This window comes from Enterococcus sp. AZ095b (assembly GCF_051714725.1).
Lineage (GTDB): Bacteria > Bacillota > Bacilli > Lactobacillales > Enterococcaceae > Enterococcus_B > Enterococcus_B pernyi.
The window spans coordinates 966,389-984,740 of the sequence record NZ_JBIOSL010000001.1; the positions used below are offsets into that span (position 1 = coordinate 966,389).

The 18,352-nt window shown below is 33.9% G+C and carries 15 protein-coding genes and 1 riboswitch; of the genes, 14 read left to right on the top strand and 1 reads right to left on the bottom strand.

Translation table 11 applies throughout. The features are described 5' to 3' along the window. Positions 1–2: 2 nt before the first annotated feature. The 8 genes from IGJ99_RS04630 (at position 3) to IGJ99_RS04665 (ending at position 8,729) form a co-directional block, all read left to right on the top strand. On the top strand, positions 3–1,064 hold the full coding sequence (locus IGJ99_RS04630; protein ID WP_010735932.1) for an NAD-dependent epimerase/dehydratase family protein: 1,062 nt from the start codon (positions 3–5) through the stop codon (positions 1,062–1,064). A 62-nt stretch (positions 1,065–1,126) separates the two neighbouring features. Next, complete coding sequence (locus tag IGJ99_RS04635; RefSeq protein WP_438770915.1) at positions 1,127–2,209, top strand: glycosyltransferase family 1 protein; 1,083 nt, start codon at positions 1,127–1,129, stop codon at positions 2,207–2,209. A gap of 12 nt (positions 2,210–2,221) precedes the next feature. Then, positions 2,222–3,037, top strand: coding sequence for a LicD family protein (locus IGJ99_RS04640; protein WP_010735930.1), 816 nt, complete (start codon positions 2,222–2,224; stop codon positions 3,035–3,037). A gap of 11 nt (positions 3,038–3,048) precedes the next feature. After that, positions 3,049–4,032: a glycosyltransferase gene (locus IGJ99_RS04645; protein ID WP_010735929.1), complete on the top strand. Its 984-nt coding sequence runs from the start codon at positions 3,049–3,051 to the stop codon at positions 4,030–4,032. 17 nt (positions 4,033–4,049) lie between these two features. Continuing rightward, a complete protein-coding gene (locus IGJ99_RS04650) occupies positions 4,050–5,000 on the top strand; it encodes a hypothetical protein (RefSeq protein ID WP_010735928.1) in 951 nt (316 codons plus the stop codon). 11 nt (positions 5,001–5,011) lie between these two features. Then, positions 5,012–6,073 carry an EpsG family protein gene (locus IGJ99_RS04655; RefSeq protein ID WP_010735927.1) on the top strand — a complete coding sequence of 354 codons (1,062 nt, stop codon included), beginning with the start codon at positions 5,012–5,014 and terminating at the stop codon, positions 6,071–6,073. 120 nt (positions 6,074–6,193) lie between these two features. After that, positions 6,194–7,618 (top strand): lipopolysaccharide biosynthesis protein, encoded by a 1,425-nt coding sequence (locus IGJ99_RS04660; RefSeq protein WP_010735926.1) that lies wholly within the window; start codon positions 6,194–6,196, stop codon positions 7,616–7,618. Between the two features lie 151 nt (positions 7,619–7,769). Then, positions 7,770–8,729 carry an NAD-dependent epimerase/dehydratase family protein gene (locus IGJ99_RS04665; protein WP_010735925.1) on the top strand — a complete coding sequence of 320 codons (960 nt, stop codon included), beginning with the start codon at positions 7,770–7,772 and terminating at the stop codon, positions 8,727–8,729. A 111-nt stretch (positions 8,730–8,840) separates the two neighbouring features. On the opposite strand, the gene IGJ99_RS04670 is transcribed toward IGJ99_RS04665, so the two are convergent. Further along, positions 8,841–9,995 carry a serine hydrolase domain-containing protein gene (locus IGJ99_RS04670; protein ID WP_023519383.1) on the bottom strand — a complete coding sequence of 385 codons (1,155 nt, stop codon included), beginning with the start codon at positions 9,993–9,995 and terminating at the stop codon, positions 8,841–8,843. Positions 9,996–10,211: 216 nt separating this feature from the next. Here IGJ99_RS04670 and mltG point away from each other — a divergent pair, with 216 nt between their 5' ends. The 6 genes from mltG to IGJ99_RS04700 all read left to right on the top strand — a co-directional run bounded on the left by mltG (position 10,212) and on the right by IGJ99_RS04700 (position 17,978). Next, positions 10,212–11,387, top strand: a complete 1,176-nt coding sequence (gene mltG, locus IGJ99_RS04675) for an endolytic transglycosylase MltG (protein WP_010735923.1) — start codon at positions 10,212–10,214, stop codon at positions 11,385–11,387. Between the two features lie 139 nt (positions 11,388–11,526). After that, positions 11,527–12,006: a transcription elongation factor GreA gene (gene greA, locus IGJ99_RS04680; RefSeq protein ID WP_010735922.1), complete on the top strand. Its 480-nt coding sequence runs from the start codon at positions 11,527–11,529 to the stop codon at positions 12,004–12,006. A gap of 180 nt (positions 12,007–12,186) precedes the next feature. Next, positions 12,187–12,918: a cell wall-active antibiotics response protein LiaF gene (liaF, locus tag IGJ99_RS04685; protein WP_169058656.1), complete on the top strand. Its 732-nt coding sequence runs from the start codon at positions 12,187–12,189 to the stop codon at positions 12,916–12,918. Then, positions 12,915–13,988 carry a two-component system sensor histidine kinase LiaS gene (gene liaS / locus IGJ99_RS04690; protein WP_019723158.1) on the top strand — a complete coding sequence of 358 codons (1,074 nt, stop codon included), beginning with the start codon at positions 12,915–12,917 and terminating at the stop codon, positions 13,986–13,988. The genes liaF and liaS overlap by 4 nt, the downstream gene beginning before the upstream one ends. Next, positions 13,985–14,617, top strand: coding sequence for a response regulator transcription factor (locus IGJ99_RS04695; protein ID WP_010735919.1), 633 nt, complete (start codon positions 13,985–13,987; stop codon positions 14,615–14,617). The genes liaS and IGJ99_RS04695 overlap by 4 nt, the downstream gene beginning before the upstream one ends. A gap of 289 nt (positions 14,618–14,906) precedes the next feature. Beyond that, complete coding sequence (locus IGJ99_RS04700) at positions 14,907–17,978, top strand: N-acetylmuramoyl-L-alanine amidase (RefSeq protein WP_438770646.1); 3,072 nt, start codon at positions 14,907–14,909, stop codon at positions 17,976–17,978. An 84-nt stretch (positions 17,979–18,062) separates the two neighbouring features. Continuing rightward, positions 18,063–18,238: riboswitch (M-box (ykoK) riboswitch) on the top strand. Positions 18,239–18,352 lie beyond the last annotated feature (114 nt).

An 18,352-nucleotide genomic window follows, 5' to 3' on the forward strand; every position in this document is an offset into this window, starting at 1 on the left:
AAATGAATCTATTAGAAAACGAAACTTATCTTTCAAATCTAAAAATGTGTGTTCAAAAAACTACTGATATATTTCAAAAATTCAAAGATAAATCTGTCATGATCACAGGAGCAAGCGGATTGATTTGTTCTGCGGTGGTCGATTTATTGATTATCGCTAATCAAGAACTTGATTTGCAGATGACAGTATATACTCTTGGAAGAAATATCGAAAGATTAAAAACACGTTTTTCTACTTATTCGGCAAGTAAATGCATTGTACCAGTATTGTATGATGCGACGAAAGAGTTCACTTTTACTAATAAAGTAGATTATATTATTCATGGCGCGAGTCATGCGAGTCCTGAACTTTATTCAGAAAAACCTGTAGAGACAATGCAAGGCAATATTTTTGGGCTGAATTCATTATTGGAATTTTCAAAGAAAGAACAAGTTGATAGACTGTTATATGTATCATCAAGTGAAGTCTACGGAGAATTTAGTACAGATAGACCTTTACTTGAATCTGATTATGGTTATATTGACCTATTGAATCCACGATCTTCTTATTCTATGGGGAAACGTGCAGCTGAAACATTATGTGTTAGTTATTTAAAAGAATACTCAGTCAAGAGTGTAATTGTTCGTCCAGGACATATTTATGGTCCTTCAGCAAAACAAGAAGATAAACGTGTTTCCTCAGCATTTGTTTTAGATGCTTTGAAAGGTAAAAAAATTATTATGAAAAGCACAGGTAGCCAAATAAGATCCTATACTTATAGTCTGGATTGTGCTACTGCCATGCTATATGCACTTGTTAAAGGAAATCCTGGAGAAGCCTACAATATATCCAATCCATGTTCAATTATCAGTATTGCAGAGATGGCTAAAAAGATTGCGGAAATTGGGAATGTTGATTTGGAGTTTGATTTGCCTACTGCAGGTGAAGCAAAACAATTCAATCCTATGAATAACTCCAGTTTGAATAGCGAAAAGCTGAGTGCTTTAGGATGGAAAGCATTTTTTGATGCAAAAGATGGATTTAAGAATACTTTGGATATCTTATCAGAAAGTATCTCAAAATAATTCTATACTTTTAACCGTTATAGAGTATTAAATATAGAAAAATAGGTGATCAAGTGAACAAAGTGAAAAGAGTGTTACATTTTCAGGGGAGAATGGGCAAAGGTGGAGCCGAATCCTTCATGATGAATCTATATAGAAGAATCGACCGTCGTAAAGTACAGTTCGATTTTTTGATTTATGATGATTTTGCACATGTGACAGATTATCATGAAGAGATAAAAAAACTGGGTGGAAGAATATTTGTAGTGACTAATCCTAAAAAAAACATCATAAAGTATTGGTTTGAGGTTAGAAAACTTTTAGCAGAACAGCATTTCGATATCGTTCATAATGAAGTGTATTTTGGCGGAGGTATCAACCTGGTATTAGCTAGAAAACGAGGAATAACACAACGAATAGCACATAGTCATGCCACTAGTGACGGAAAATCGTCTAATTTTTTAATGAATTTACTAAGGAAATATTTACATCATTTACTTATTAAAGAAGCAACTGATTTTTTAGCTGTTAGTAAAGAAGCTGGAGATAGCTTATTTCAAGGTCATCCTTATGAGATTATTCATAATGGTATTGATTTATCATTGTATAAGACGGATGAAGATGTACGTGCGGAGAAAAGAGCGGAGCTGGGACTTTCCCCAAATGATTTTGTTATCGGGAATATTGGACGTCTCGAAAAGCAAAAAAATCAAACCTATCTCATTGATATCGTTAGCGAACTATTACAAAAGAAAACAGATGCAAAATTGTTGATTGTTGGAGCGGGTTCGTTGCAAAAAAGTTTAGAGAAACAAATAACTGAATTGAGCCTATCAAAAAATGTGTACTTGCTAGGTGAAAGAAACGACATTCCAGAGTTGTTTCAAGCTATGGATGTATTTTGTATGACATCTTTGTACGAAGGTCTTCCAATGGTCGGCTTAGAGGCTCAGGCAAGTAGAAAAAAACTCGTATTATCGAGTACGATTTCTCCAGACACGAAATTGACTCCAAACGTTACTTTTATTGGTCTTGATGAAGCTAAGGCAACTTGGTGTGAAGCAATTTTAAGTCAGCCTTTGAATAATGAAATAACACAAGAATTAATGGAATATGATGTTAGCCATACATTACAACAAATGTTAAAGGTATATAAGGTTTATTAGAGGGAGTAAACAATGTCTGATTATTTAAGTACAAAAGAAATCCATGAAGGTTTGCTAGATTTATTAAAATTTTTTGATCAGTTTTGTCAAGAACACGATATGACATATTTTTTAGCTGGAGGAACCTTACTAGGGGCCATTAGACATAAAGGTTTTATTCCATGGGATGATGATGCAGACATCATTATGCCAAGAAAAGATTACAATAAACTTATCAGCTTAGCACATAAATTGCCAGATTTTCTAGAATTAAAAGCTTTAGAAATCGATAATAAATGGGAATATGCTTTTACAAAAATAAACGATACACGAACGTATATCGATGATGATTATCGAGTTGCCCAGCATGGATTATTTTTAGATATTTTTCCGATTGATTCTGTACCAGAAAAAACTTTTAGCCAAAAATTTTTAGTAAAAAGAATGAAGTTATTAGATGTTTTTAGAGGTGCAGAGAGTAAGAAAAAGTTTAAACCAGAAGAAAAATTTATTTTTATCAAAAAAATGATTGCTAAGTATGCTAGACGTAAGGGTGCGAATCACTTTGCTAGGAAGATGGATCAACTCGCTAAAATTACGAATGAGCGACAGATTGATTCTAGTTTAAAAGGAGTAAGTGTATCAACAATTTATGGAGTGAGAGAATTTTTGCCATCTAGTACTTTTTCTGAAGCTATCTATGTAGAGTTTGAAGACGCGAAGTTATCGATCCCAAAAAATTACAAAGTTTATTTAGAGAGTCTATATGGAGATTACATGCAATTGCCACCTTTAGAAAAGCAAAAAGGAGATCACTATAAAATAAAAAGACATAAGAAAGAAAAGTAGGTAATATAAATATGAGAGATAAATCTTTTACAGTTTCAGTGATTATGCCGACTTATAATGGTGAAAAAAATATCATTGAACAATTAGAATCAATCAAAAATCAAGAACGTATGCCTGATGAAGTATTATTATGTGATGATGGTTCAACCGATCGCACGGTTGAGATCGTAACTAATTTTATAGAAGAAAACCAATTATCTGGATGGCAGTTGTTGATCAATGAGGTAAACATCGGTTGGAGAGAAAATTTCATCCGCTTGATTCACCAAGCAAAGGGGGATGTGATTTTTTTTAGTGACCAAGATGATATTTGGTACCCGCACAAAATTAAACATATGTCTGAAAAGATTATGTCGGACCCGGAAAATATAAAAGTACTAGTTTCTAATTATGATGAGCTACTTGAAGAAAATGGTGTCTCTTATCCATGTGAAAAGAGAAAGATACCGACAAAACAACCAAATGATTATATTTATTTTTCTAAAAAAAATGTATTTTTAAATCGACCAGGATGGGTTTATGCTTTTCAAAAAGACTTTATTCCGACTTTCGATGAGTTTCTCGAAACATCACTTTATCCAGTTCATGATATGGCGATGTGGTCTACAGGTGTTTTAACAGACAAGTTATATCTACTAGATGAAAAAACAGGATTATGGCGAAAACATGGAAGTAGTGCCATGCAAATTGAAAATGAAGAAACAGAAAAAACTGCAGAAACTAAGAAAAATATACGTTTAGGAAAACTGGAGTTATTAAAAATTCTAACAGAATCAAATTTGAATTTTGTTCAACGAGTTGATGTGCCAAATAAAGAGTATAAAATAAAAACATTGAAAGCTTTATTAAAGGAATTAGAAACAAGATTAAAGATTATCGAAGAAGATAAACCAATGGCTGTGTTGACATCTTGGAACTCTTATACAGTTTTGCATTCTTTTCTAGCTGATATCTTATACTTTACAAAAAGCAGAGTGAATAAAAAATACCGGTAATAAATGGAGGAAAATACATGTCCAATAATAGTCTGTCGCCTAAAGATATATATTCTTTTTTTAGAGATCATTTAAAAGTATATGTTGTTTCATTTATAGTAAGTTTACTTCTTGTAGGTGGGTTATTCTTCTATTCAAATTATTCTCAAAGTAAGATTGAAAATAATAATCAAATAAATCGTCCATTATTCTCATTTATTTTAGAAAATAGTCAAGGTAACATCATGACTGCTTCAGGGGCTGTAAAACAAGTATTTTTAACTAGTTTACAGGAAAAAAATCAATTTTCAGATGAGACACTTGAAAAATTAAGTGTAGGATACAATGATATCCAAAACACGATTGATGTTCAGTTTACAGATGATGTCCCAGAGCAAGAACAAAAACAAATATCTGAATTATTGCAAAAGGAAATGACTAATAACGAGTTACCATTTTTTGATAATAAAACGTTCTATTATATCAACAAAGATATCCAATATAATAAAACATTGCCAGCACAAGTGAGTGAAGGAATTAGTACAAAAAAAATCATTTTATTAGTATTAGTAATGATAGTTATTACATTGGGTCTAGGAACTCTTTTAGTAAGTTGGAAAGAGTACAGAACCAAAGTTATCACGCAAAAATTCACACTGGGAAATGATGTTCAAGCGATTGATATCAATTCCTTAGACTTATCAACAGTAGAAGAAAAACTAAATATTATCAATTCACTATTGAATGGCACATCTGAAAATAAATTTTTGGTTTTAGAAGAAAATAATACCATTGATAAAAATAAAATTTTCAAGCATGATGATACAAATATTTATTCAAATTTGAATCATATTATTGAGCCTGTGTCGTTTAAACCAGATGAAATTTTAATTGTTTGTTTTAAGAAAAATACGACAAAAAAATGGTATAGAGAACAATTAGAGATTGCAAAAGCTTTAACTAATATCATTAAAATAATCTATATATAAGGAGAACAGCATTGTACATTTATGTAGGAACATTCGCACTGCTAGCGGTATTGTCAGTTTTGGAATATTTTACTAGAAAAAAAATATTTTTTTATGCTGGTATCGTATTTTTAACGTGTTTAGCAGGTTTTAGATTTTCTACGGGATATGATTTTTCTTCCTATAACAATTTTTTTGATAGGTTAATTAATTGGGATAAAATATTCGATGGTAGTATTGATGCAGAACCTGGGTATCTTTTATTAAATTATATCGTACGTGAGCTAGGAATGAATTTTTCAACTTTTATCTTATTATTTTCTATAATAAGCATGTTATTGCTCGCTTATGCACTTAATAATTATTTTCCGGTTCCATCAATTGCACTACTCTATTACTACTCTAGATTTTTTCTAGTACGTGATATGGGGCAAATAAGATCTTCTATTGTGGCTATCATATTCTTATTGGCTTTACCAGCGTTCAAAAAAAGAAATTTAAGAAATATTATTCTACTTTCGTTAGTAGGTTCATTATTTCATATTGTTTCTATTTTTATTATTCCTGCGTATCTTTTCGTACAGATTGTTAAAGAGATCAACGTCCCTAAAGAAATATTTCTGATTTCATCTAGCGCATTTGTAGGAATCATTTTCTTTTTCCCAAATTTATTTAGGTTTATGATTCCAGATCGTTACTATGGTTACTTATCTGGGTACTATGCACAAGGTAGTTGGATTTTTAATCCGGTATTCATAATGCAATTAGTCATACTGATTGGCGCAACTATTTTCGTAAAAAACAACAATACAGTTTTTACAGAAAACTTTAATATAATATTGTCTTTATATTGCTTATCGACGATTCTGTTAGTGTGTTTCGGACCTTTAGCAACAATTGGTGGAAGAATCAGTACAATATTTTCAACAGTAGAAATTTTTATCGTACCCATTGTATTGGAGAAACTTTTTAAAAATAAATTTCTATTTTTAATAACTTTTATTTTGTTCAGCTTCTGTATATTTATTTTGATTTTTATTGTTTCTGGAGCATATAATTCATATGTCCCATACAATACGATATTCTTTAAATAATTAATAGTATTCAATAGATTAGCTTAAATACTACTAAGGTTAATTTGTAAGAAATATAGAGGCACAAGCACTATATATAAGATGGTTTTATTAAATAGTATGACAAAGTAGGTATTAATAATGAATGATAAAGCAAGAAACGTAATGAAAAACTTATACTATACTGTAGCTGCAAATTTTGCTACTTTAGGAATATCAGTGCTATTAAATCTATTTGTGCCAAAACTTTTAGGTGTTACTGAATATAGCTATTGGCAACTTTATGTTTTTTATTCGTCTTATGTAGGTTTTCTACATTTTGGTTGGATTGATGGCATCTACTTAAAAATTGGCGGAGAAGAATATGATCAGTTGAATAAACGAGATTTGGGTACACAGTTTTGGTATCTAATGATCTTTGAACTATTCTTATCTTTCTTTGTAGCTATATGGGCCTGGTTGTTTCTTCCTCATTCTGAGCAATCAGTCATACTTATCTTAACAGCAATAGTGTCAGTCGTGACGATTATAAAAACATTTGTTTTATATATTTTACAATCGACGAATCGAATCAAAGAGTATGCACAACTATCAAGAAATGATCGATATCTATATGTTTTATTTATTGCTATTTACTTTTCTTTAGGTGGTAGAAATTTTTTCTGGTTGATTTTATTAGATATCCTTTCTAAATTGTTGGTAACATTATGGGGAATGTCTTTGATTAAAGATATGTTAAATGTCAAATTAATCAATTTACGAGTTTTATTCCCAGAAATATTAGATAATATCAATATTGGTAGTAAATTAATGATTAGTAATATTGCGAGTATGCTGATTATTGGAACAATCCGTTTTTTTGTGCAACAAAAATGGACAATCGAAACATTTGGTAAGTTGTCATTCACACTAAGCCTTTCAAATATGTTTTTGACGTTCATCAATGCCATTGGCATTGTTATGTTTCCTTTATTAAGAAGGACGAATAAAGAGAGATTGCCTGAATTGTTTCGAATTCTTAGAGGATTATTTGTCCCATTAACGTACGGATTACTAATATTTTATATTCCTGCAAAAATCATTTTAAGTTTATGGTTACCGGAATATGCAGAAAGTCTTAGGTTTATGGGGATTTTATTCCCAATTGTCATTTATGAAGGAAGAATGTCATTACTGATCAATACGTATCTAAAAACTTTGAGAAAAGAAAAAACGATTTTATTTGTAAATATCATTACGTTAGGAGTAACATTACTTGCGTCTTTATTTGTGATTTTCATTGTTGGAAATTTAGATTTGACTGTTTTACTCATTTTAATTAGTTTGGCCCTACGTTGTAATCTGGCTGAATTTTTCTTATACAAAGATTTGCGATTAACAATAGGTTGGAAGCATGTTATTGAAACATTATTAACTGTGCTATTTATTTTAAGTAACGTACTATTCAATGCATCCTTCGCAAGCATGGTTGTATACGTCGTTATTTATATTGTATATCTTGCTTTTATACATCGATCAATTATTGCTAGCTATAAAGATTTTCGTATTTTACTAAAAGAACGTTAATCTAAATTTCTGTATAAAATCATTCATAAAAACGTCTCGTAAAAAATATTTTATTTTCTACGAGACGTTTTCGATTACACTGCATAGTGTTCAATATCTTATCATGGTAAAATAGGTTTATATTTTTTAATAAATAATTGGAGTGAATAAAGTGGATAAAATATTAATTACCGGTGGAGCCGGGTTTATCGGTTCAACAATGGCAAATCATCTAGGAGATCATAACGATATTGTAGTTATTGATGATTTATCAATGGGGAATAGAGAGAATTTAGATCAAACAAAAAAAATCACTTTTATTGAAGGTGATGTCAGTGATAAGCAAAAAATGGAAAAGATTTTGCAATCTCACCAGTTTGACTATATCTTTCATTTAGCTGCTATAGCTAGTGTTGCTGATTCCGTTGAACGGCCGTTGGAAACTCATCGAGTGAATTTTGATAGTGTCTTGATGTTACTTGAGTTGATTCGTAAGTATCAGCCAAATTTAAAGCGTATTGTATTTAGCTCTTCTGCAGCTGTTTATGGAGATGAACCAACACTACCTAAAAAAGAAGAGTCAGTTATTCGACCGTTGACGCCTTATGCTATTGATAAATTTGCCGCTGAACAATATGTACTTGATTATTGCCATTTGTATGATGTGCCAGGAACTGCGGTACGTTTCTTCAACGTATACGGTCCAAATCAAAATCCAAATTCGCCATATAGTGGGGTGATCTCGATTTTAGTGGATCGCTATAAAAAGCAACTTGCAGGTGAAAAAGCGTCATTTACTTTATTCGGCGATGGGAGTCAATCAAGAGATTTTGTCTATGTCGAAGATGTTGTGCAAGCTTTATTACTTGTTTCAAAAGAAGAAAAAGCATTAGGGCAACAATTCAATGTTGGAACGGGAAACAGTACAACTTTACTTGAGTTGATCCAGACAATCAATCAGATTCTTGAAGTTGAATTACTGTTAGATTATCAAGAGGAGAGAGCAGGAGATATCCATGACTCTTTAGCTGATATCACTAAGCTTTCAACCCTTGGTTACCAACCTAAACATAGCATACTAGATGGCATGAGAAAATATTTAGCAACAGAAATAAATATGACAAAATCATAAAATTTCTATATCTAGGGAACAACTGAGAAAACCTTGTATCAAGCCAAATTACTTATACAAGGTTTTCTTCATTCTTATTCAATTATCACAGATGACAGGTAAGCAAATTGCTTATTCATCATTTCCCATCAATTTATAAATCTGATCTCTAAGATCGGTGGCTGTTGTTTTATATTTTTTATCGGCTTGGATATTACTTTCTAATACAACTGCATCAGAGGTATCTTTTTTCATTGCTAATACCGCATGGAAACGATTGATGTTTCCTTGAGCAAATATGGTATCTCTCCCACTGTAGACCCCGCCGTTATATGGACGTCCATTCAAATTCTTTCCCCAAAGAGAAAAAAGTAAATCTTGTGGAATCAATTTTCCTTTTAATACTTTTGTAAAAAATTCATTCAAGTCATAGACGGACATACTGATATTTCCAGTTCCTAATTCATTACGTATATCTGTTTCAGATTCAGTCAAAGCTTGATGATAATCATCGTCTGGACTCATTTGATAAGAGACTGCGTGTTCTGAAGTGTTTTTGACTTGGTCATAGAAGGTCGTCTGTTTTAATTGTAAAGGAGTGATGATTTGGTCATACACCAACTTTTCGTATGGCTGATGAGTTAATTTCATTAAAATACCTGTTAGTAACGTGAAATTCAATGGTTCATATTTGTAACTTTGATCATTGGTATATTCGAGATGGTCTAGGGCAAACTGGATCACCTCTTGGTCATTCATCGGTACGGTCGGAGAAGCTGTTTTTTTCAATCCTGATCGCATATATAATAAGTCTTTGATCGTGATTTTATTGCTACCGTTGATTTGGGGATAAAATTTATCCAGTTTTGTATCTAGAGAAAGTTTCCCTATATCAACTTGTTTTAGAATCAGTAGTGCAGTCATTGCTTTTTGGATCGAGCCAATTTGATAATACAAAGATGGAGTATTTGGTTGCTGTGCTTCTTCGTTAGCGTATCCGTAGCCCTTTTCAAGGATCACTCGATTGTTTTTACGAATATAGACAGATCCGACATAATCATTTTTTTGTAATAATTGGTCGATTTGATCGGCAAGGACCTGTTCATCTTTGGTCAAATCTAGGGAATCGTTTGCCACTTGAATCGAGGCGGATACTCTTGACTGGGCCATTTCATAGGTAGCCCAAGTGATAATCCCAATAGTGACGACTAAAATGAATAAGCAGATTTTTTGAGAAAAAGAAAAATGGGAAGCTTGTTTTCTTCTTAAATGTTTCCTTGTGTTCATGTACATCAATCCTTCCTGTCAAAGAGCTTAGTGATTTAAATAAGCAGATTATTGTTATTTAGTAAATAAGAATTATTTTATTTTCTATTTTAAGCCGAAGATAATCGATTTACTACTTACAATTTTGACATAAGAATTGTTAAAAATAATTCACCTCCGCCTGAATTTCATGTATAATGAATAAAGTTATGAAGTTGATAGTAAGGAGGAGTTGTTTTGTCAGAAAACAAACAACATCCAGATGAGAAGAGACGACGACAAAAGAATGCAACTGATTCGACAGATGTAGTCAGTAAGCGAAAAGACCTACGTAAAAAAGAAGATAAAATCGTAGGAAAAATTATTTTAGTGATTGCGCTTACGTTGCTAATTATTGGATGTGTATTTGGTTTTACGGTCTATCGCTATATTGATAGTGGCTTAAAACCTTTAGACCCAGAGAATGAACAATTGGTTTCAATCGAAATCCCTAGTGGTTCTTCAAATAAGCAAATCGGAGAGATTTTAGAACAAGACCATATCATCAAGAGCGGTATCGTATTTAATTATTATACAAAATTTAAAAATATGACTGGCTTTCAGGCTGGCTTCTACCAATTAGCCCCTAACATGACGTTAGATGAAATCGGTAAAGAGCTCCAAGAAGGTGGAACCTCAGAACCTACAGAAGTGGCAGATGGGAAGATCACGATACCAGAGGGATTTGATGCAGAGCAGATTGCAGAACGAGTAGCAAAAATCACTGGGAAAGATAAACAGGAATTTTTAGATCTACTAAAAAACGAAGCCTTTTTCACGGAATTGACCCAAAAATATCCTGATTTATTAGAAAGTGCAGCTAAGGCAGAAAACACCAAGTATCGCTTAGAAGGTTACTTATTCCCAGCGACTTATGATTACTATAAAGATATGTCACTCAAAGATCTGATCATTCAGATGGTCGATAAAACGAATACCGTGTTACAACCATACTTCTCAACGATCAAGCAGCAAAATCATACGGTTCAAGAAATCATGACACTTGCTTCATTGATCGAAAAAGAAGGGGTATCTGAATCAGATCGTAAAAATATTGCCAGAGTTTTCTATAATCGGATTGACATAGGGATGCCATTACAATCAGATATTTCTATTTTATATGCGTTAGATGAACACAAAGAATTTGTCTCTTATGAAGATACGGCAGTCGATTCACCATATAATCTTTATACAAATAAGGGATATGGTCCAGGACCGTTCAATAGCCCGAGTGAAGCAGCTATCCAAGCTGTTGTTGAACCAGCAGAGAATGATTATTATTATTTTGTCGCAGATATCTCTACAGGTGAGGTTTATTTTGCAAAAACATATGAAGAGCATATGGAATTAGTACAAAAATACGTAAATAATTAAAATTGAGCGCTGGCTGTAACTTTATTTATTTTTAGAAAAACATTTACATTTTAGAAAAAGCATGGTAATCTTTTTTGGACTGTAGTCCGTAAAAGATTACCTTTTGCGGTATTCCATAGAAAAAGGAGAAGAGTTATACATGGTAGAAAAAGTATATCCTATGACGCTTGAAGGAAAAGCGAAGTTAGAGCAAGAATTAGAAGAATTAAAAACAGTTAAACGGGGAGAAATCATTGAACGAATCAAAATTGCCCGTGGCTTTGGTGATTTATCTGAGAACTCAGAATATGAGGCAGCTAAAGATGAACAAGCTTTCGTAGAAGGACGTATCACGACAATCGAGAATATGATCCGTTTTGCACAGATCATTGACAATGATGGCGTTGATTCGGATGAAGTATCTATTGGTAAAACAGTGACGTTCATTGAGTTACCAGATGGTGAAGAAGAAGAGTATACGATCGTGGGAAGTGCTGAGGCAGATCCTTTCTCAGGAAAAATCTCAAATGATTCACCGATTGCACAAGCCTTGATCGGCAAATATAAAAATGATGAAGTAACGATTTCAACACCTGGTGGCGATATGCAAGTAAAAATCGTCAAGGTCGCGCAAGCATAAGTTGACATTTAGACACAGATAATCAATTATTGGTTTGTCTATACAAAAAGGTCTGGGACCATGACACAAAGTCCCAGGCCTTTTGCTGTAGAAAGCGATAGTTACATCTAAAGTCCTATAGCATCTCGAAACAAAAATAGGTATGATAAAAAAGAGAATGAAAAGGAAAGGAGAATAGCGATGAATAGCTCTTGGCGCTTTTTTATAGTAGTAGAAGCCTTACTATTGATCTTTGCCGTTTGGCAAATCGTAAATAATGTTGAATTATTACTGTTAGTTTTGTTTGGTATTTTTAATATCTATCTTGCATTGCGAAAATCACCGAGATCGGGATTTCAGAATTTTCAATTTGTACTAGGCGGACTAGTTATTTTTTTCAGTTTGATCAATAGTCCTGCGCTATGGATAATGGCAATCTTTGCTGTCTTGTTCATTGGTCTTAAAGGTGTAGAGATTTCTGGAATCGATCTAACAAAAAATGCTTTTTGGCGAAAAAAACAAATCATTATGGTTCAAACAGAGCAAGTGAAGGCTCACAATAATGAACGAAAAAAACAACAATTATTCGGTAACCAGCGAATTGGTAATGATGTGTATGAATGGGATGATATCAATATCGCTCTACTTTCAGGAGATACGATCATCGATTTAGGGAACACCTTGTTACCTAAAGACGATAATATCGTTATCGTCAGAAAAGGAATTGGTCGGACACGCATCTTGGTTCCTTTAGGGATTGCAATCAGTCTCGAACATGCAACGTTAGTAGGAAATGTACAATTTGAAGAAGAACAATTTGCATTGAAGAACGAGTCGATTAAAATCTATAGTAACGATTACGATGAAAATCCACGTCGTTTAAAAATCATTACGAACACATTACTTGGGGATATCGAGGTGATTCGAGCATGATAGAGAAACTTTCTCGACCGATGCTAGCTATTTATGCTTCGATCGCCTCATTTATCGTCATTTTATTTTCTTTTTTTACTTATTTTTACGCAAGTAATCAAACTCATTTTTGGCGTACTTTATTAAGTGCCAGAATTTTATACGTGCCATTGATCTTTCACTTACTAGCAATTTCGTCAGGTGTCGGTTTAATTGTTTTTTTGATTGTCTCTCTTTTACAAAAAGCACGTTATGGGAAAATCGAAGAACAGTTACGGGCAATTTCTTCCGGTAACTATGAAGCAAAAGTTTTAAATGATTCCTTACCAAGTGCATCTGACGATATATATGTTAAAGAAATTGAAAAAGAAATCACTAAAATCAAAGAAAAAATGATCGAAGTGTCAAGTGAACTTCAAATATTGACGAGTCGACCTCAATATGTCGATGGACAAACAAAAGAAGAAATCTTAGAATTAGAAAGACATCGTTTAGCGCGTGAGCTACATGATTCAGTTTCCCAGCAATTATTTGCAGCGATGATGATGATGTCTGCTCTGACGGAACAAGCAGAAAAAAGTGATACGCCTGAAATGTTTCGTAAACAACTAAGGATGGTAGCAGATATCATCAATGCTTCACAATCTGAAATGCGTGCGTTGCTACTACATTTGCGACCAGTCAATCTTGAAGAAAAAAGTTTGAAACAAGGGATTGAGCAATTATTAAAAGAATTAAAAAACAAGATACAAATTGCATTGAAATGGGATATTGAAGATATCACTTTGTCTGATTCGATTGAAGATCATCTCTTTCGGATCGTTCAAGAACTACTTTCAAATACGTTACGCCATGCAAAAGCAAATGAATTAGAAGTGTATCTGCATAAAATCGATAATAATCTTTTATTACGAGTGATCGATGACGGTACTGGCTTCAATATGAATGAAACAAAAACTGGCAGCTACGGACTAAACAATATTAGAGAACGTGTAGCAGGTATTGGTGGGACAGTAAAAATCATTAGTTTCAAAGGACAAGGGACAAGTGTAGAAATTAAAGTTCCTTTAATAAAGGAGGCGGAAAAATGATAAAAGTATTACTAGTCGATGATCATGAAATGGTACGTTTAGGGGTTTCTTCCTATTTGTCGATCCAAGAAGATATCGAAGTAATCGGAGAAGCAGAAGATGGACGAAAAGGCTACGAAAAAGCCATGGAACTTCGTCCGGACGTGATTCTAATGGATTTAGTCATGGAAGAAATGGACGGGATCGAATCTACAAAAGCAATCCTCAAAGATTGGCCAGAAGCAAAAATCATTATTGTCACGAGTTTTATTGATGATGAGAAAGTATATCCGGCTATTGAAGCTGGCGCAACAGGCTACTTACTTAAAACATCGACAGCCCATGAAATCGCCGATGCGATCCGCGCGACTCAAAGAGGTGAACGTGTGCTTGAACCTGAAGTAACCTCGAAAATGATGGAAAAGATGAGTCGGCGTAATGAGCCAATCTTGCACGATGATTTAACGAATCGTGAAAATGAGATTCTTATGTTGATCTCTGAAGGAAAGAGCAATCAAGAAATCGCAGACGAATTGTTTATTACTTTGAAAACAGTCAAAACACATGTTTCTAATATTTTAGCAAAATTAGAAGTGGAAGATCGTACGCAAGCTGCCATATACGCATTCAAGCATGGATTAGTGAAGTAAGTAGACTTATGACTTATGATCTAAACAGTAAGCACATTTTTGCTAAGTATAAATTGGAACATAAATTATAAAGTATCCCTGTTTTCACATTGATAAGGGAAAACAGTACCCTGATCCAAAGCAAAATGTTATTACTTTTGTTTTGGATTTATTTGTGTTTGCTAATTACAAATTACATTGTTTGTTATTTTGAATTCTTTGTTATCATGTTCTTTTCATTTGGGTCTTTTTATAGTTTAATATATTATAGGACAATATAAGTTCGATTTAAAAAATAAAGGAGAATGTCATGAGAAAAAATTGGATAGGCATGTTATTAAGTTTCTTATTACTGTCAGGCTCGATCACGCCAAGTGTCTACGCAATATCGATAAACGATAGAACAAATACGTCACAAGGAAGTACTTCGCAAACAAACGAAACTACAGCAACATCATCTAATGTCCCTTTGATAGAAAGTACTAATCCCACCACAGAGGAAACCACAGGAACAACAGAAAACTCTGCAGAAAATTCATCTAAAGATATTTCTGTTGATGAAGTTCATTTCCCAGATCAAAATTTCCGTCAAGTATTGATTGAAATGATGGAGAAGAATCATAGTAACGTATTATCCGATGAATTATTGGCTACAACTGAGTTGGATCTTAGTGGTAGAAATATCAAATCATTGGATGGTATCGAATATTTTAAACAGTTAAAAAAACTGGAAGTTCAAAATAATGAGTTAGAACAAGTAGATGTCTCGGCTCTTTCAGAGTTAACTTACCTTGATGTTTCTAAAAATAAACTGTCAACAATTGATTTGTCGATGAATGATCATTTGACTTATTTTAACGGGAAAGAACAATTGATTAATGCAGAAGCATCAAAAGATGATCGTGAATGGGTGATCAATCAAGACAATCTAAAACCGGAATTAAATAAGATCGATATTAACTCAACTAATTGGGAATACAATGGATCCGTTTTTACTACTGTTGAACCTTCGGCACTAAATTATAGTTACCAAGTAGAGTTTTCACAAAAAGCAATTTTAGAAGAAACATCTAATCGCTCACTAGATATCACTGTAGACGTGAAATTTTTAGAACAAAATAGCGTTGAATCAATTATTCCAAAAGAAGAAAAAATAGAAATGATCCAAGGCGAAACTAAACAACTTGAGTATTCGCTTGTTCCAGAAAATGCTGAGATTATTACTCCAAATTGGGTATCAGTAGACAATAATATTGTTGAAGTGGATGAAAAGGGTCTGGTGACAGCAAAAGCAATCGGTGAAACAGAAGTATTATTAAAAGATGGCGAGAGAACATTAGGAAAGTTCAACATACAAGTAGAAAAAAATAACAATGATTCAATAACCCAAGCGAATCGCCCAGAACAAACGGTGAGCAATCGTGCAGAAGTTTCTAAACCATCCGTCAGTTATCAAACACACGTGCAAACTTACGGTTGGCAAAGTACCGTAGCTGATGGTGCTACTGCAGGTACGATTGGTCAAGGTAAAAGAATTGAAGCCATTAAAATCCAATTACCAAATAATTCATTAAATGGCGATATTGAATATAGTAGTCATGTACGAACGATTGGCTGGCAAAATTATGTGAAAAATGGTGCTACATCAGGAACGACAGATCTTTCTTTACGAACAGAAGCAATTAGGATTCGCTTGACTGGAGAGATAAGTGAACAATATAGCGTCTATTATCGTGTGCACTCAGCTTATTTTGGTTGGTTAGGTTGGGCAAAAGATGGCGAAGATGCAGGTAGTTCAGGATTTGGGTACCAAATGGAAGCTATCCAGATCCAACTAGTCAAAAAAGGAGAAGTTGCCCCAACTCAGAGCACAGCTTTCTATGACAAAGATAAACTCCCTAATCCTAATGTCAATTACCAGACGCACAGTCAGTCAGTCGGGTGGCAACCCTATCAGTCAAATGGTTCAACTGCTGGAACGATGAATCGTGGATTAAGATTAGAGGCTGTAAAAATAAATGTTTCGGATACACCAATCCCTGGCTCCATTGAATATTCTAGTCATGTGCGTTCTATTGGTTGGCAAAATTATGTGCGAGATGATGCGATTTCCGGAACAACTGATCGTAAACTTCGAACAGAAGCAATTCGAATACGTTTAACTGGTCAGTTAGCAGAACACTATGATGTTTATTATCGCGTGCACTCAGCTTATTTTGGTTGGCTAGGTTGGACAAAAAATAATGGCAATGCAGGAAGTGCAGGATTTGGTTATCAGATGGAAGCTATGGAAGTAAGGCTGGTAGCCAAAGGGCAATCTGGACCAGCAGCTAGTACTGCCTTTTATGATAAGGATACAATAAAAAATCCTAATGTTAATTACCAAACGCATAGTCAATCGATTGGTTGGCAAGGTTATCAAATGAATGGTGCAACTGCGGGAACAGTGGGACGTGGCTTTAGATTAGAAGCATTACGAATGAATATCTCTAGTACACCTATTCCAGGAACAATAGAATATAGTACACACGTTCAATCGATTGGCTGGCAAAACTATGTGAATAATAATACTCTTTCGGGAACAGAGGGTAGAAAATTACGAGCTGAAGCGATAAGGGTGAGATTAACTGGTCAGTTAAGTCAACATTATGATGTCTATTATAGAGTTCACTCTGCGCAACTTGGATGGTTAGATTGGGCCAGAAACGGTCAAAATGCTGGGACGTCCAATGTAGCATTACAAATGGAAGCTATCCAAGTTGTACTAGTTAAAAAAGGAGCACCAGCGCCAGGACCTACGTCAAATCCGTACCAAACCTCAATCAATCATCTATTTGTAATGGGACATGGAGCAGGAGATCCAGGGGCTTCATATAACGGTATCAACGAGCGAGACTTTACAAGAAATGAACTTATGCCATATTTACAAAAATGGGCAGGGCGCTTAAAAACAAATCGTATAACCTTTTATGATACAAATGCGGATATGTTCCAAGACACTCGTAGAATGCAGGGTGCGTATACGATTAGTAGTAGTTTTTCTTCTGTAACAGAATTTCATTTAGATGCAGGAGCGATTGGTATTAGTACTGGTGGGCATGTGATTGCGCATCGTAACGGCAACTCATATACGACACAAAATTATGCCATTGCTAATGTGATACGCACACATGTAGGTTTATGGGGCTCTGTTCAAAATACCGGTGGTATCAACTTAAGAAGTGATTTATTGAATTTGAATGTACTACATTCTCGTGGTATCCCTTATCGACTAGCGGAACTAGGATTTATCACCAATACTCGTGATGTAGAAAATATTCGTAGAAACATGGATCAAATTGCTAAAGGGATTGTAGAAGGAGTGACAGGAGAAAGATTGTAAAGTAATCATTTCTGTTTTATCAATTTTTTATCAAATATTAATCCTCTTATTGACAAAAACCAATTTTACCTGTAGGGTTTAATTATAAAAACTTGTTAGGTGAGGCTCCTAAAAGAACACAGGCTACTGCCCTCAAACGTCGAGAGACGCCACAGGGTATAACAGGCAACGTCGGCTTAAGGCGTGCTTAACGTAGCTATCTGGATTATATTTCCAGAATTACGTCTTTTAGTGCTAAAGCTCAGACGAGAAGTTCGTTCAGGTAAACACTGGTACCATTTTGATGGGATCTTATGAGACGGCTTCTTTTGGAGGCCGTCTTTTTTATGTACTTCCTGTTTTTTCCAAACGAATCCATCCAACAAGTTTATATC